Annotated in this window: 17 protein-coding genes; 7 read left to right on the top strand and 10 right to left on the bottom strand. The window is 67.2% G+C overall.

What is annotated here, in order from left to right; genetic code table 11:
* Nucleotides 1–343 precede the first annotated feature (343 nt).
* The 8 genes from E3O65_RS12425 to idi all read right to left on the bottom strand — a co-directional run bounded on the left by E3O65_RS12425 (nt 344) and on the right by idi (nt 6,476).
* Nucleotides 344–745, bottom strand: coding sequence for an RNA-binding S4 domain-containing protein (locus E3O65_RS12425; RefSeq protein WP_134364008.1), 402 nt, complete (start codon nt 743–745; stop codon nt 344–346).
* Nucleotides 746–819: 74 nt separating this feature from the next.
* Nucleotides 820–1,722, bottom strand: coding sequence for a prenyltransferase (locus tag E3O65_RS12420; protein WP_134364007.1), 903 nt, complete (start codon nt 1,720–1,722; stop codon nt 820–822).
* The gene (locus E3O65_RS12415; protein ID WP_134364006.1) at nt 1,715–2,023 is read right to left on the bottom strand and encodes a lycopene cyclase domain-containing protein; all 309 of its coding nucleotides are present in this window, start codon (nt 2,021–2,023) and stop codon (nt 1,715–1,717) included. Before E3O65_RS12415 ends, E3O65_RS12420 begins: the two co-directional genes overlap by 8 nt.
* Nucleotides 2,020–2,379 carry a lycopene cyclase domain-containing protein gene (locus tag E3O65_RS12410; protein WP_134364005.1) on the bottom strand — a complete coding sequence of 120 codons (360 nt, stop codon included), beginning with the start codon at nt 2,377–2,379 and terminating at the stop codon, nt 2,020–2,022. The genes E3O65_RS12415 and E3O65_RS12410 overlap by 4 nt, the downstream gene beginning before the upstream one ends.
* Nucleotides 2,380–2,409: 30 nt before the next feature.
* Complete coding sequence (gene crtI, locus E3O65_RS12405) at nt 2,410–4,014, bottom strand: phytoene desaturase family protein (protein WP_134364004.1); 1,605 nt, start codon at nt 4,012–4,014, stop codon at nt 2,410–2,412.
* Entirely contained in the window at nt 4,011–4,904 is an 894-nt protein-coding gene (locus tag E3O65_RS12400) for a phytoene/squalene synthase family protein (protein WP_134364003.1), read from the bottom strand. Before E3O65_RS12400 ends, crtI begins: the two co-directional genes overlap by 4 nt.
* A complete protein-coding gene (locus E3O65_RS12395) occupies nt 4,901–5,944 on the bottom strand; it encodes a polyprenyl synthetase family protein (RefSeq protein WP_134364002.1) in 1,044 nt (347 codons plus the stop codon). The genes E3O65_RS12400 and E3O65_RS12395 overlap by 4 nt, the downstream gene beginning before the upstream one ends.
* Nucleotides 5,937–6,476, bottom strand: coding sequence for an isopentenyl-diphosphate Delta-isomerase (idi, locus tag E3O65_RS12390; RefSeq protein ID WP_134364001.1), 540 nt, complete (start codon nt 6,474–6,476; stop codon nt 5,937–5,939). Before idi ends, E3O65_RS12395 begins: the two co-directional genes overlap by 8 nt.
* Nucleotides 6,477–6,632: 156 nt before the next feature.
* On the opposite strand from idi, the gene E3O65_RS12385 reads away from it, so the two are divergent.
* Both E3O65_RS12385 and E3O65_RS12380 read left to right on the top strand, forming a co-directional pair.
* Nucleotides 6,633–7,160, top strand: a complete 528-nt coding sequence (locus E3O65_RS12385) for an adenine phosphoribosyltransferase (RefSeq protein ID WP_134364000.1) — start codon at nt 6,633–6,635, stop codon at nt 7,158–7,160.
* Nucleotides 7,161–7,219: 59 nt separating this feature from the next.
* Nucleotides 7,220–7,666 carry an NUDIX domain-containing protein gene (locus E3O65_RS12380; protein ID WP_134363999.1) on the top strand — a complete coding sequence of 149 codons (447 nt, stop codon included), beginning with the start codon at nt 7,220–7,222 and terminating at the stop codon, nt 7,664–7,666.
* Here E3O65_RS12380 and E3O65_RS12375 read toward each other — a convergent pair.
* Entirely contained in the window at nt 7,663–10,119 is a 2,457-nt protein-coding gene (locus E3O65_RS12375) for an ATP-dependent DNA ligase (protein ID WP_134363998.1), read from the bottom strand. The two genes, E3O65_RS12380 and E3O65_RS12375, sit on opposite strands and share 4 nt — an antisense overlap.
* Nucleotides 10,120–10,187: 68 nt before the next feature.
* Here E3O65_RS12375 and ku point away from each other — a divergent pair, with 68 nt between their 5' ends.
* From ku to E3O65_RS12350, 5 genes are all read left to right on the top strand, one after another.
* On the top strand, nt 10,188–11,060 hold the full coding sequence (ku, locus tag E3O65_RS12370) for a non-homologous end joining protein Ku (protein ID WP_134363997.1): 873 nt from the start codon (nt 10,188–10,190) through the stop codon (nt 11,058–11,060).
* Nucleotides 11,061–11,108: 48 nt separating this feature from the next.
* Nucleotides 11,109–11,726 carry a CDP-alcohol phosphatidyltransferase family protein gene (locus tag E3O65_RS12365; protein ID WP_277870386.1) on the top strand — a complete coding sequence of 206 codons (618 nt, stop codon included), beginning with the start codon at nt 11,109–11,111 and terminating at the stop codon, nt 11,724–11,726.
* 85 nt (nt 11,727–11,811) lie between these two features.
* Nucleotides 11,812–12,225 carry an FHA domain-containing protein gene (locus tag E3O65_RS12360; RefSeq protein WP_134364123.1) on the top strand — a complete coding sequence of 138 codons (414 nt, stop codon included), beginning with the start codon at nt 11,812–11,814 and terminating at the stop codon, nt 12,223–12,225.
* On the top strand, nt 12,225–12,923 hold the full coding sequence (ftsR, locus tag E3O65_RS12355) for a transcriptional regulator FtsR (RefSeq protein ID WP_134363996.1): 699 nt from the start codon (nt 12,225–12,227) through the stop codon (nt 12,921–12,923). The genes E3O65_RS12360 and ftsR overlap by 1 nt, the downstream gene beginning before the upstream one ends.
* Nucleotides 12,924–13,035: 112 nt before the next feature.
* Nucleotides 13,036–13,587, top strand: a complete 552-nt coding sequence (locus E3O65_RS12350; RefSeq protein ID WP_134363995.1) for a MerR family transcriptional regulator — start codon at nt 13,036–13,038, stop codon at nt 13,585–13,587.
* Between the two features lie 62 nt (nt 13,588–13,649).
* Here E3O65_RS12350 and E3O65_RS12345 read toward each other — a convergent pair whose 3' ends face one another.
* Nucleotides 13,650–14,456, bottom strand: coding sequence for a ParA family protein (locus tag E3O65_RS12345; protein WP_134364122.1), 807 nt, complete (start codon nt 14,454–14,456; stop codon nt 13,650–13,652).
* Between the last annotated feature and the right edge of the window lie 23 nt (nt 14,457–14,479).

The raw sequence follows: 14,479 nt of genomic DNA, 5'->3' as shown, positions 1-14,479 counted from the left end.
CGGCGCTGGCGACTTCCCGGCGTCGACGCCACGCTCGCCTGACCGTACCCGGCCCGCTACTCACCAATTCGACGGAGATTTCACCGGCATGCGGGACTGTTGGACGTTTTAGGTGCGATTCCGCCAGAATGACCGTCGAATTCGTTCGGCAGGCCCACGGTTCGATTGGTTCGTCGCGTGGCCAACTCAGGAGATCCGTCCGGGTGGTTCGGACATCCGTGCCGGGTCCCGCACTGGTCCGCGGCTGCCGCGCGACCCGGGCGACGGATGTCCTGAGTTGGCCACCCGCGCACGCGCGCGCACGCGCACGTGCACCCGCGCGCAGGCACGCACAGCTTGCCGCCTACTCGTCGTCGGGGTCCCGCGGCAACGTCTCTGGCGCGCGCAGCTTGTCGATCTCGCGACGCTCGCGCTTGGTGGGGCGGCCGGCGCCCCGGTCCCGCATCGGAAGTAGCGCTACCTCTTCACGCGGGGGCGGTGGGGGTGTCCTGTCAACGAAGCACTCCGCCGCGACCGGCGCGCTGACCCGTTTGACCATGATCTTCGACACGACCAGGATCCGATCGAAACCGCTGATCCGCACCCTCACCTCGTCGCCGACGCGCACGGTCTGCGCGGACTTGGCGCGCTCCCCATTGACCTTCACATGTCCCGCCCGGCAGGCGGCCGTCGCCTGGGAGCGGGTCTTGAACATGCGCACGGCCCAGGTCCAGCTGTCAACGCGGGCGGTGGTCAATGGTTCCATCCTTCGACTCTACGTCCCGCCGGCCCGCCTGCCAGAACGACCAGAACGACCAGAACGACCAGAACTGCCCGCCGCTAGAACGGTCCGAGCATCACCCAGGCGATCAGCAACATGGTCACGAGGAAGCCGGTCAGGAAGTTGAGCCAGAGAAACCGCTTCCAGCCCGCATTCGCCGTCTCGGCTCGCTCGTCGGTCACCGACCTGAATGGCCAGGCCGCCAGGATGTATGGCACCGCGAGCACAGAGGCCAACAGCCCGGGCCAGCCGGTGAAGAGCATGAGCACGCCGGCCAGAGCCCAGAACGTGATCGCTAGGCGCACGGTGCGTGCGGCGCCGAGCGCGGTTGCGATCGAGGCGATGCCGCCCTCCCGGTCGGGCACGACATCCTGCACCGCGCCGAAGGCGTGGCTGGCCATGCCCCAAAGGAAGAATGCGGCGAGCAGGGCCAGCAGGCCGGGCGTCACGACGGCCCCGGCCACCGCAAGCCCGTAGACGGCGGGGCTGACGAAGTGCGTGCTCGACGTGATCGAGTCGACGATCGGGCGTTCCTTGAACCGAAGGCCCGGAACGGAATACGCGGCCACGGCGAACAGGCTCACGGCCAGGACGAACCACGACGACGGATGCTCCGCCCCGGCGAACACGAGCATCGCCACGAGCAGGGGCAGCGCCGTCACGATCCCGGAGACGAGCACCGTGCGGTGCAGACCCGGGTCGAGCATGGCCCCCTCCACGCCGCCCTTGCGCGGGTTCCGCAGGTCGGACTCGTAGTCGAATACGTCGTTGATGCCGTACATCAGCAGGTTGTAGGGGATCAGGAAGAACAGGGTGCCCACCACCAGCAGGGCGTCCACCCGGCCGGTCGTCACGACGTAGGCGGCAGCGAAGGGGAAGGCCGTATTGATCCAGCTCAGCGGCCGCGACGAGAGCAGAACCTGACGGGTCTTCCACAGTGGCGGGGTGCGGGTCTCAGTCATTCGTCTTTCTTTCCAGCAGGGCCCAGACCGAGGGCAGCAGGAGAGCTGCCCCCACGGGATAGGCGAAGTCTTCGATCGGGGCCAGGCCGATGCGCAGCCCGACGATCCTGGTGGGATCGTAATCGACCAGTCCGACACCGATCATGATGCTGTCGAAAACGGCAGTCAGCACGAGCACGACGGCCAGGGCGATCCCGGTGGCCGCGATGCCGCGCCGGGAGAGCCGGCCGCGGCGCACGGCCACGAGGAACACGACCGTCGCCAGGCCGAGGAAGAGGGTGTTCAGGAGGAGGTAGGTCATCCGTGCGTCCCCTTATCGATCCCGGGGCGGGATGCGTGGACAGCTCGCGCCGCCAGCAACAGGCGTGCTCCCTGCACGGCGTTCATGGTGAGGTAGCAGAGGAAGGTGAGGAAGAAGAATTCCTCCACGGGCAGCTCCGGGGCAAGCTGCAGGCCGGTCATCAGGGTGGTTTCGCCGCGGTAGAAGATGCCGAGGCCGATGCCGAAGAGGTCCCAGATCAGGAAGTAGGCGAGCCCGACGGTGAGCACGATGGATGCCTGCGCCGGGCTTCGCCAGAAGAACAGCCGGAACCGACGGTCGAGCAGCACCATCGCCCCGAGGCTCAGGAGCAACGTCAGCAGGTACGCGAACGTCACAGCGCTTCCCCGATCACAGTGTTTCCGGAGTCACGGGGCTTCCGGCAGCGGTGTCCGCATAGAGTTCGGCGCAGGCTCCGGGAGTGGGCCCGTGGTCGTGTCGCCGTTGATCCGCTTCAACAGGATTTCCGCACTGATCAGGCACATCGGGAGTCCGATGCCCGGAATTGTGGTGCCTCCGGCGTAGAACAGGCCGCCGACCTTCGCGGACGCGTTGGAACCGCGAAGGAACGCGCTTTGCCGCAGGGTATGTGCCGGGCCGAGGGCCCCGCCGCGCCAGGAGTTCAGGTCGTCGGCGAAGTCGCCGGGCCCCACGGTGCGGCGCACCACGATGCGGTCAGCCAGATCGGGAATGCCGGCCCAGTCGCTGAGCTGCCTGATGGTGTCGTCCGCGACCTTCTCGATAGCGGCCGAGCCTTGACCGTTGATGCCGCCGTGGCCAAGACTCGGGTCGGCCGGGATCGGCACCAGCAGGAACATATTCGTGTAGCCGTCGGGGGCGACACCAGGGTCGGTCGCGCTGGGCATGCACGCATAGAACGAGGCAGGGGAGGGCACACTGGTCGTCTTGCCGAAGATGCGGCCGAAGTTCTCGGACCAGTCTCTGGTGAAGAACAGACTGTGGTGCTGCAGTTCGGGCAGGTCGCCCTTGATTCCGAGCAGCACGAGCACGGCACCCGGGCCGGAGACGCGTTTCTGCCAGTAGTTCTCCGGGTAAGTCTGGGCGGAGGCCGGCAGCAGTTCGGTCTCCGTGTGGTGCAGGTCGGCGGCCGAGACGACGGTGTCAGCGTCGAGAGTGACGATGGCGCCGTCCGCAGTGCGGTAGCTGACGCCGGCGACGGCTGTGGTGGAGCCCGGGGTGGTGTGGATTGCGGTGACGCTCGCCTCGGTGATCACGGTCACTCCCTGGGCGCGAGCGATATCGGCGATGCTGTCGATCAGTCGGGTGAACCCGCCCTGGGGATAGAGCACGCCATCTGCCATGTCGAGATGGCTCATCAGGTGGTACATCGACGGGGTTTGGTCGGGGGAGGAGCCGAGGAACACCGCCGGGTAGCCGAGAATCTGGCGCAGCCGGTGGTCCTTCACATAGCCGGCCACGAACTTGTCCAGCGGCTGGAGCAGCAGGCGGGCCAGCCGACCGAGCCGCTTGAGGACATCCGGGACCAGCAGGGGCGTGAAGGAGGCAAAGCTCGTGTACAGGAACCGCTTCACAGCCATGTCGTACGTCTCTTTGGCCGAGTTGAGGTAGCGGTCGAGGGCCGCGCCCGCACCCGGCTCCAGGCTCTCGAACAGACGGATGTTGTCGGCCCGCTCGGCCGCGATGTCCACCGGTTCCTTCGTGTCCTCGAAGAACACCCGGTAGCCGGGGTCGAGCCGAGTCAGGTCGAGCTGTTCCGCGGAGGATGTGCCGAACAGGCGGTAGAAGTGGTCGAACACCTGAGGCATCAGGTACCAGGACGGCCCGGTCTCGAACCGGAACCCGTCGACCTCCCAGAAGCCGGCGCGGCCGCCGAGGGTCGCGTGCTTCTCCAACAGCGTGACCCGGTGGCCGTCGCGCGCCAGAAGCGCGGCGCTGGCCAGACCGGCGATTCCGCCGCCGATGACGACGGTGTGGGAGCCGGATGCAGTCATCGCTTCCACGCTCCCGGTCCGAACGATGCGGTCAGTGCAATCATCAATTTCTCCGGATCCGGCACCCGTACGCGGGCGCTCATCAGTGCTCGCGCGGGGGTGACTCGCAGTTTCGCCGAGAGACGGGCGAAGAGGTGGTGTGCGGCGGTGACCGCGCGGCGGCTGCCCACCGGGAGCATGGGCAGCACCCGGGCGGCTGCGTCCAGGTCGGCGTCCATGTCGTCGAGGAGTTCGTTCTTCTGCGTCTCGGTCATGGTCAGCAGGTTCACGCCGGGAAAGTAATTGCGGCCGAGGGCGTCCCGGTCGGCGGCCAGGTCGCGCAAGAAGTTGACCTTCTGGAAGGCCGCGCCGAGGCTGCGGGCGCCGGTTTCGAGCACCTCGAGGTCCTCCTTCGTGCGGGGGGTGTCCTGAACGAAGCAGCGCAGGCACATCAGCCCGATGACCTCCGCCGAACCGTAGATGTATTCGGCGACACCTGCGGCGTCGAACGGCGACGGGTCGAGATCCCGGCGCATTGAGGCGAAGAACGGCTTCGTCAGGCTGGCGTCGATCCTGGCCTCCCGCGCCGTCGCCGCGAAGGCATGCACAACGAGGTTGGTGCTGAAGCCGGTCACGATGGCCTGAGTGGTCTCCCGCTCGAGGGCGTCCAGGAGTTCTCGCTGGCCGTCGACACTGACACCGGCCTGGCTGGCCGCGCCGTCGACGATCTCGTCGGCCACACGCACAAGGGCGTAGATGGTGCGTACCTGGCCACGCACCCGCGGTGCGAGGAGCCGGGCCGCGAGGCCGAACGAGGTGGAGTAATGGCCGATGACCGTTGCGGAGCTGGCCCGCGCCGCGGCGTTGTACTTGGCGATGCCGGTGTGCTCGGCGGGTACGTCGCGCTTCATCGAGTGCGATTCACGGCGGTGCCGGCCAGCACGGTGAGCATTTCGCGCAGGGCAGCAGGCACGGCGGGAGTATCCAGGGCTGCCACGGCGCGGGCCGCATGGTCGGTGGCCAGTTCGTCGGCGGCCTGCAGTGCGCCGCAGGCCCTCAGCCGCTCCCGCACCAGCGCCGCTTCCTCTTCGGTGAGGTTCGACTTGCCCACGAAGGCGGCTATCTCGGCCCAGCCGGGCGTGGTGCCCGCGTGGGCGATCAAGGTCGTCTGCTTGCCCTCACGCAGATCGGTGAGGATGCTCTTGCCGGTCTTCTCCGGGTCGCCGAACACGCCGAGAATGTCGTCGGTGAGCTGGAAGGCCACACCGATCAGGCGGCCGTAGGAGCCGAGCACGTCGATCGCCTCCGGAGAGGCGCCGGCCAGGATGGCGCCCGCCTGCAGGGGAGCCTCGAAGGAGTAGACGGCCGTCTTCTGTTCCAGGGTGGAAACCACCTGCGCCACCGTCAGCGGATGCTTCGAGGCGGCGTTGGTGACGTCCGCCAGTTCCCCGGCGGCCGAGACGAAAACCGCGCGGTCGAGCAGGTCGAGCAGCCGGCCGCGCAGTTCGAGCTCTACGGGAAGCATCGCGAGGGCGCGGTGGGCTTCGCTGAGCGCCAGGTCGCCGGCCAGGATCGCGGCGGTGGCGGCCCACGCCCCTGCCTGGTCTCCGGCGCCGTGGGCAAGGGCTCGCTCGGTGAACCTCCCGGCGATGTTGGCCACTCCGCGGCGGGCGAGGTCATGGTCGATCACGTCGTCGTGGATGACGAAGGCCGTGTGCAGCAGCTCGAAGCTGACCGCGACGGGGGTGGCCAGGGTGAGGTCGGTGCCGCCCAGACCGGTGAACGCGGCCAGGACGAGAGCGGGACGCACCCGCTTGCCCCCGCTGCTAGCCTGCTCGAGAGAGTCCCAGAGGGCTACATAGTGATCGCCGTAGTCACTCGCCCGCAGGCGCGCAGCAGCAAAGAACCGCTGCAGTTCCGTTGCGACACCGAGCGTCTGGATTTCATGCATCGAAACTGGTCAATTCCCGCAGTTGCAGGCCGAGCCAGGGGCTGAACGCCCAGGGAGCGTCACGCACGGAACGCTGCAGGGCAGCGGGTTCGACCCACGCGAACTCCATGACCTCGTCGGCGTTGGGATGCGGGTCGGTGGTGGCGCTGGCGACGTAGACCGGGCAGATCTCGTTCTCGACGATGCCGCTGCTGTCGACGGCGCGGTAGCGGAAGTCCGGCAGTGTGATGCGGAGATCCGTGATCTCGAGTCCGAGTTCGAACCGAGCGCGGCGTTCGATGGCGTCCACGAACGCCTCCCCGGGCAGCGGATGCCCGCAGAAAGAGTTGGTCCAGACGCCCGGCCAGGTCTTCTTCGCCAGGGCACGCCGGGTGACGAGGACCTCGCCCGCGTGATTGAGAACGTGGCAGGAGAAAGCGAGGTGAAGCGCGGTGTCCGTATCGTGCACGCCGAGCTTCGGGGCCGTGCCGATTTCGCGGCCGGACTCGTCCAGCAGGACCACCAGTTCTTCAAGCACTTCGACCGGCCGCATTAGCAATCCCTTCGGGTGATTCAGTCACGATACCGGATAAAATACCTAATCATATTAGCTAAATCGAGGCTAGCACGGGGCCCTGTCCGAACCGGCCAATCCGGCCCGTCGGGAGGCCCGTGCGGCATGCGTCGGGCATGCGCTTAAGCTCAATGGGTGCCAACACCCGCTGCAGCCCATGTCCACTCCCTCCTGGCGTCCTACCCGGACTTTCCTCAAGAGGGAATAGTCTTCCGCGACCTCAACCCCGTGTTCGCGGACGCGAGCGCATTCCGGTCGCTGATCGATGAGCTTGCGGCTCGGTTCCAGGGTGAGTTCGATGCGGTGGCGGGCATCGAAGCGCGCGGGTTCCTGCTGGCCGCGGCCATCGGCTACGCGGCGGACGTCGCAGTGCTCGCCGTGCGCAAGGGCGGCAAGCTGCCCGGCACCGTGTTGAGCGAGGAGTACGACCTCGAATACGGCTCGGCGTGCCTCGAGCTCGAGGTCGGTCAGCTCGCTCCGGGCGCCCGCGTTCTGATCGTCGACGACGTGCTTGCCACGGGCGGCACCATCGCGGCCACCGCCCGCCTCGTCGAGCGAGCAGGCTACAAGCTGACGGGCGTCGGCGTTGTGCTCGAGCTGACCGATCTGGTCGGCCGCACCCGGCTCGGCGACGCCGCCGTGCACGCCATCGTGGCCCTGTAGCCTCGCCGGTAGCACAGACGCACGGTGTGTTTTGAGGTACCGAGGCGCATGCTTGGACCATGAGCACAAACGGTGACAGGTGGGTGTACGGGCCCGATGGCGGCAAGTTCTGGGGGCTCTACGGCGCTGCCGGCCTGCTCGTTCACCACGAGGAGCTGGGGGTCCTGCTGCAGCATCGCGCTCTGTGGAGTCATCAGGGTGACACCTGGGGTCTCCCCGGTGGGGCACGCCACGAGAACGAGAGCGCCCTGGAGGCTGCCCTGCGCGAAGCCGGTGAGGAGGCCGGCGTTCCCCCCGAGCTCGTCACCGTTCGGTTCAGCTCCGTGCTCGACCTCGGGTTCTGGTCCTATACGACGGTCGTGGTGCGCGCCACCCAGCGCTTCGAACCGGTGATCAGCGACCAAGAGAGCATCGCCTTGCGCTGGGTGCCGACCCGGCAGGTCGAGGCCCTACCGTTGCATCCTGGCTTCGCCGCCAGCTGGCCGGCTCTATCAGCCCGCCTCTAAACCCTGACCACCTCGGCCGGCGATTTGTCCGGTCGCCAGCCGCGCCAGACCGGGTGGCGCAGCCGCCCCCTACCAGTCCACTCGGAGAATTCCACCTCGCCCACCAGGATCGGGCGCACCCAGCGCGCATCGCGAGCGTCGGCGGCAGGGACGCCGGTGAATGGGTTGTCCCCGGCGGCGATGCCATCCAGTCGTTTCTGCACAGGGCCGAGGTCTGCGTCCCGGAACCCGGATCCCACCCGTCCGACGTAGACCAGCCCGTCTTCGTGCGGAATTCCCAGCAATAGCGACCCCACGGAACCCGTTCGGTGTCCCTTGCCCGGTCGCCATCCGCCGATCACCACCTCCTGGCTCCGATGGTGCTTGATCTTGATCCAAGACCGGGATCGCCGCCCTGCCTCATAGCGTCCGCTCCGGGTCTTGGCGACGATCCCTTCGAGGCCGAGTTCGCTGCTGGCCGCCAGGGCCTGGGCGTAGTCACCCGTGAAGACGGGCGGCACCTGCACGGCACCGGCACCGGTCACGATCTCCTCCAGCACGCGACGCCGGGCCGTGTACGCGAGGTCCAGCAGCGGCTCACCGTCACGTTCCAGCACGTCGAAGGCCAGAAACTGTACCGGCACGGCTGCCTCGGCCGCCTCGATCTGACGGCGGTCGGTCAGCCCCAGCCGAGTCTGCAACAGGCCGAAGTCCGGGCGTGCGTCGGCAGCGAGCGCGACGATCTCCCCGTCGAGCACCGCCGAGTCGGCCGCGAGCGCACCCGGCAGCGCCCGCACGATCTCGGGGCAGATGAGGGTCACGTCGGTCTGGTTGCGGGTGAACAGCCGCACCACAGGACCGGGCGACTGAACGGAGACGTACGCGAGCGCACGGACGCCGTCCCACTTCATCTCGTAGGTCCAGTCGTCGTCTTCGGGCATGTCGGCTGTGGGACCGAGCGTGGCCAGCATGGGCGCATACCGGGGGCGACGGGCGGTACCCGTGCCCGCCGCCGTGCCCTCGGCACGGCCCGCCGGCTTCGGCTTCATCAGGTGGATCAGCCAGTTCCGTCCGGATCCGTCGTGTCCGTCGGTGCGGATGAGTGCGAAGCGCCGCGTGCCGCCCAGCCCGCCGCCCGGTCCGCCGTGCAACACGGCGATGACCTCGTCGTCGCGCCATTTCTCCAGATCGAACTGGCCCTGGTCCCAGATGCTCACGGTCCCGCCGCCGTATTCGCCGGCCGGGATGTCGCCCTCGAATCGGGCGTATTCGAGCGGGTGATCCTCGGTGCGCACCGCGAGCCGGTTCTTCGCCGGGTCGGTCGGCACTCCGCGCGGAAGCGCCCATGACGCCAGCGCCCCGTCGTGCTCGAGCCGGAAGTCGAAGTGCAGGTTGCGGGCGTGGTGCTCCTGGATGACGAACGACCGCCCGGCGGATGTCTTCGGCGCACTCGTCGGCATCGGCTCCGGTGTGCGGGAGGCGTCTCGTTTGCCGAGGTAGACGGTTAGTACCCCGTCACCTGCCCGGTCACCGCGAGCACCGGCATCCGTGGTGCCCCGCCCCGAATGGGCCTCGAGCAGCGCGGCCAGCGGGTCCCCGCTGCGCTGCACCCGGTGCATCGCCTGCCTGTAGTCGACCTGCGTGAGCCCCGGTGCGGCCAGCTCCCGCCAGGTGCGTGGCATGGCGACCATCGGATGCAGCGTGCCGCGCAGCGAATACGGGGCGATGGTCGTCTTGGTGGCGCTGTTCTGGCTCCAGTCCACGAACACCCGGCCCGGCCGCAGCGCCTTCTTCATGTCGCTGACGACACGGTCCGGATGGTCGGCCTCGAGCGCCCGGGCCAGCTCGTGCGTGACCTGGGAGACCTGGTCCGAGGTGTGCGTGAGGTCCAGCGGAGCGTAGAGGTGGATGCCCTTGCTGCCGCTCGTGACAGGCAGCGGGTCGAGCCCCATGTCTCGCAGGATCGCCCGGGCCCAGCGGGCGACTTCCGCGCACTCGTCGAGGGTGACCCCCACGCCGGGGTCCAGGTCGAGCACGAGCCGGTCCGGATTGCGCGGGGTTTCACCGCGGTCGAACTGCCACTGCGGAACGTGGATCTCCAGGGCCGAGATTTGGGCCAGCCAGGTCAGCGTCGCAAGGTCGTTGACCAGCGGGTACTCGTCCACGTGGGTCGAGTGCTCGATCGATCCGCGTTTCACCCAGCTCGGGGTCGACTGGTCCAGGTTCTTCTGGAAGAAGACGTGTCCGGGTTCCTCCCTGGTTCCCACGCCGTGCACCCATCTCTTCCGAGTCGCCGGGCGGTTCGCGGTGTGGGGGAGCATCACATCCGCGATGAAGGCGTAGTAACCGAGAACGTCTGCCTTCGTGGTCCCCGACTCCGGGTAGAGCACCTTGTCGAGGTGAGTGAGCGTGATCCGGTGGCCGCCGACGGTGACGACCTGGCGGAAGTCCTCGGATGCCGGCCGCTTGTTCATGGCTCCAGCATGCCCTTGCGGCCACAGCGTGCCTAGCCCCCTCCGCACTCCGGGTGTCTACTGATCTCATGAGATCGATCTGGAAGGGCGCGATCACGTTCGGTCTCGTGAACGTGCCCGTCAAGGTCTACAGCGCCACCGAAGACCACGACGTCGCGCTGCACCAGGTGCACGACGCCGACGGCGGGCGCATTCGCTACCAGCGCCGGTGCGAGCGCTGCGGACGGGTCGTCGACTACGCGCACATTGACAAGGCCTGGGACAGCGGCGACAAGACGGTGGTCATCACCGACGATGACGTGCGCACGCTTCCAGCCGAACGAAGCCGTGAGATCGAGGTCGTCGAGTTCGTGCCGAGCGACCAGCTGGACCCGATCATGTACGAGCGCAGCTACTTCCTTGAGCCTTTCGGCCCGCCCAAGGCCTACGTGCTGCTGCGGCGGGCGCTCGAGGCCACCGACCGCACCGCGATCGTGCGCTTCGCTCTGCGGCAGAAGACCCGCCTCGGCGCGCTCCGGGTGCGTGGCGACGTGCTGCTGCTGCAGTCGTTGCTGTGGGGTGACGAAGTGCGCGCCGTCGAATTCCCGGTGCTCGAGGAGTCTGTGCGCATCTCCGCCCAGGAGCTCGAGTTGTCCAGCGCCCTGGTCGACTCCTTCGCTGCCGATTTCTCGCCGCAGGACTTCCGGGACGACTACCAAGACCAGCTGCGTGAACTCCTCGAGGCCAAGCTCGCAGCCGGCGCCACCGTCGACGCCGTCGATACCGAGCTGAGCTTGGGGCGGCAACCTGGTGAGGCAGAGGGCGGCGGGGGAGAGGTCCTCGACCTGATGGAGGCCCTTCGGCGCAGCGTCGAACGCAGCCGAGGAAAGGCGGAGAGCAATGCAACGGAGAAACCCGACAAACCGGCCGTCAAGGGTCGGAAACGGGCATCGGGACGCTGACCGGGCGCGCATTTCCCTTCGGCTGGCGCGTCGGTAGACTCGGGGATTGTGACAGGGCCAGAGGGAACAGTCGTCAGCTCGAAAGTGCTCACCGCGCCCAATCTGCTCAGCATGCTCCGTCTGGCCCTGGTACCCGTCTTCCTGGTCCTTCTGGTGCGAGGCGAAGATGCCTGGGCGCTCCTGGTCTTGGCCGTGGCCAGCTTCACGGACTTCCTCGACGGCTTCCTGGCCCGCCGCTTCGGCCAGATCACCCGGCTCGGACAGCTTCTCGATCCCGCGGCGGACCGCTTGTACATCTTCGCCGCCCTGCTCGGGCTGGCCTGGCGCGACCTGGTCCCCTGGTGGATCGTGCTGGTGGTCGTGGGGCGGGACGTGTTCCTGCTCGGCCTGGGTGTGGTGCTCGCGAACTACGGGTTCGGACCTCTTCCCGTGCATCAACTCGGCAAAGTTGCCACGTTCTGCCTGTTCTACGCGTTGCCGATGATAATGCTGGGAGAGGCCTTCCCCGGCGTCTCGGGGTGGTCACTCCCGGTGGGCTGGGCCTTCGGACTCTGGGGTGCTTTTCTTTACTGGTGGGCAGGCATAATCTACGCCGTCGAAACAGCCCGGGTTATTCGTCTCCCGCGGGTAAATCCGCCTCGCCGATCCGATACGCTGGAGGTGTAGGAGGTGCACGGTGATTGATTCCAAAAAGACGAATGAACCCCAACGCAAGGACGCGCCCGAGAATTATTCCAACACCGATACGACGATGACGTTCGGTCAGGAGTTCGCTGCACAACTGGCATCGATCGACGGTGACGTGACTGTCGAGGAACAGGAAGCCATCGCGGCTCTCCCGTCCGGTTCGGCTCTGCTCATTGTGCGCCGGGGCCCGAATGCCGGCGCCCGATTCCTGCTCGATGCGGACGTGACCACTGTCGGTCGCCATCCCAACGCGGATATCTTCCTCGACGACGTCACGGTCTCCCGTCGCCATGCCGAGTTCCTGCGCCGCGGCACTACCTTCGAGGTGAAAGACCTGATTTCCCTGAACGGAACCTACTTCGACGGGGTGCGGATCGACACAGCGCTGTTGCACGACGGCGCCGAAGTCCAGGTCGGCAAGTTCCGGCTGACGTTCTACGCCTCGCGGCACGACCTCAAGCTCCTGGCGAGCGAGTAGTGCCTGCGTCCGCCGCCCAGGCCAGAGCGCCGGGCGCGACGTCACTCCTCAGCATCGGCCAGGTGCTTGCGCGCCTGACCCCCGAATTCCCGGATCTGACCCCGTCGAAACTCCGGTTTCTGGAGGAGCAGAGGCTGGTCTCCCCGGCGCGCACGGAATCCGGTTATCGCAAATTCTGCGCCGGCGACCTCGACCGGCTGCGCCTGGTCCTGTCCATGCAGCGCGACCACTACCTTCCGCTCAAGGTCATCCGAGGTTACCTGAGCGACCTTGACGCAGGTCTTTCGCCCACCCTGCCCGGAGGAGTGACGCCGGGTCCGTCGATGCTGTCGACCGTGCGCCGACTCGACCGCGACGAACTTCTGCGCGAGGCCGGCGCCTCCGCGTCCCTGCTACACGACGCCGTCTCCGCGTCGATCATCCTGCCGGCCGAGTTCTACGGCGACGACGCGCTCAGCGTGTTGAAGGCACTCGTCGACTTGCAGCGCAGCGGTATCGAGCCTCGGCACCTCCGTGGATTCCGCGGTGCCGCCGAACGCGAACTCGGTCTGATCGAAAGTGCCCTCGTTCCGCTGTCACGCCGCAAGGACGCGTCGAGCCGGGCCAAGGCTGCCGAGATGGCGGTCGAGATCGCCGGGCAGCTCGAGGTGATCCGCGGTAGCCTGATCAGATCGGCCCTGGGTCGCCTGACCAAGTAGAACTGCCCGACACGCCAACTTCCTCTACCGGATGTCGTTGATCAGAGCCGTGACCTCGGTAGCGTAGATCCAGCGATCATTCGTATCGCAGTCCCACCCGAGAGGCGAACGTATGAGCGAGCTCAATCAGCGTGACGATGCCGCTCGCTACGGACTCGGCCTCCTCTTCACCGACGGGATGCCCGAGCTCGACGACAATTCTGGCTATCGTGGCGCCGTGGCGGCCCGGGCCGCCGGAATCAGCTATCGTCAGCTCGACTACTGGGCTCGTACTGAGTTGGTGCAGCCCACCGTTCGCGGGGCGGCCGGCTCCGGTACCCAGCGTCTCTACGGCTTTCGCGACATCCTGGTGCTGAAGCTCGTCAAGCGGCTGCTCGATACGGGCATCTCCCTGCAGCAGATCCGCACGGCCGTGAACCAGCTGCGCGAATCGGGCGTCAGCGATCTGGCGCAGACCACGCTCATGAGTGACGGTGCCAGCGTCTACCTGTGCACCTCGAACGATGAGGTCATCGACCTCGTGAGCCGCGGCCAGGGTGTGTTCGGCATAGCCGTGGGGAAAGTACTCCGCGAGGTGGAGACCAGCCTGGTCGAGCTCGACACCTTGCCGGTCGACCCGTCAGACGAACTCTCGGCGCGGCGAGGCAACCGTAAGGTCTCGTGACCGTTGCGCATTCCTCAGCCGCAGCTAAGGGCTGAGTTCAGCGGTTGACGCGCGCAGACCGGTCAGCGCTGCTCGGCGTATTCGCCGATGCGGGCCGTGCGCAATACGCGTTCGAGCAGCTGATCGAAGTAGCGTGCCATCTCCTGGGCGCTGTCGCCTGGCCAGGTGTGCAGCGGCTTCGCAGCACCCTGCGCTTGTTGCAGAGAGGTGCGCTCGGGCAGCTGGGGGCTGAGCACGAGGGGACCGAACATGTCGCGCAGTTCCTTGATCCGGAACTGATGTTCGAGTGAGGCGACCCGGGCGCGGTTGACGATGATACCGAGCGGCTGGAGCCGAGGGCTCAGACCGCGTCGGATCTCCTCGATCGCGCGCAGGGCACGGTCGGCCGCGGCGACGGAGAACAGACCGGGCTCGGTGACAACGGCGACCCGGTCGCTGGCTGCCCATGCCGTGCGGGTGAGGGCGTTGAGCGAAGGCGCGCAGTCGATCAGCACCAGGTCGTAGTCCTTCTCCACAGTGGAGAGGGCCTCCTCGAGCTTCCAGATGTCGCGGATGCTGGGGTGCGGGCCGTCGAAATTGATGGCCGAAGGGCTGCCGATCATCACATCGATGGTGCCAGGGCGCCCCCGCGTCCAGCCGCTGGGCACGATGGCGGCGCGCACGACTTTTTCCTTGGGGGAGGCGAGGACATCGGCGATATTGAGGTGGCCTGTGACCTCGATGTCCATTCCGGTGGAGACATCTGACTGCGGATCGATATCCACAACCAGAGTCCGTACGCCGCGGGCGAAGGCAGCAGACGCCAGACCCAGGGTCACTGTGGTCTTGCCTACTCCTCCCTTGAGGGAGCTAACGCTTAGTACGTGCACAAGTAGATACGTTACCTTCACTA

The sequence above is a fragment of the Cryobacterium breve genome (assembly GCF_004402375.1).
In the GTDB taxonomy this organism is placed as follows: domain Bacteria; phylum Actinomycetota; class Actinomycetes; order Actinomycetales; family Microbacteriaceae; genus Cryobacterium; species Cryobacterium breve.
The sequence above is the reverse complement of the archived record's forward strand: the minus strand, read 5'-3'. Positions and strand labels throughout refer to the sequence as shown.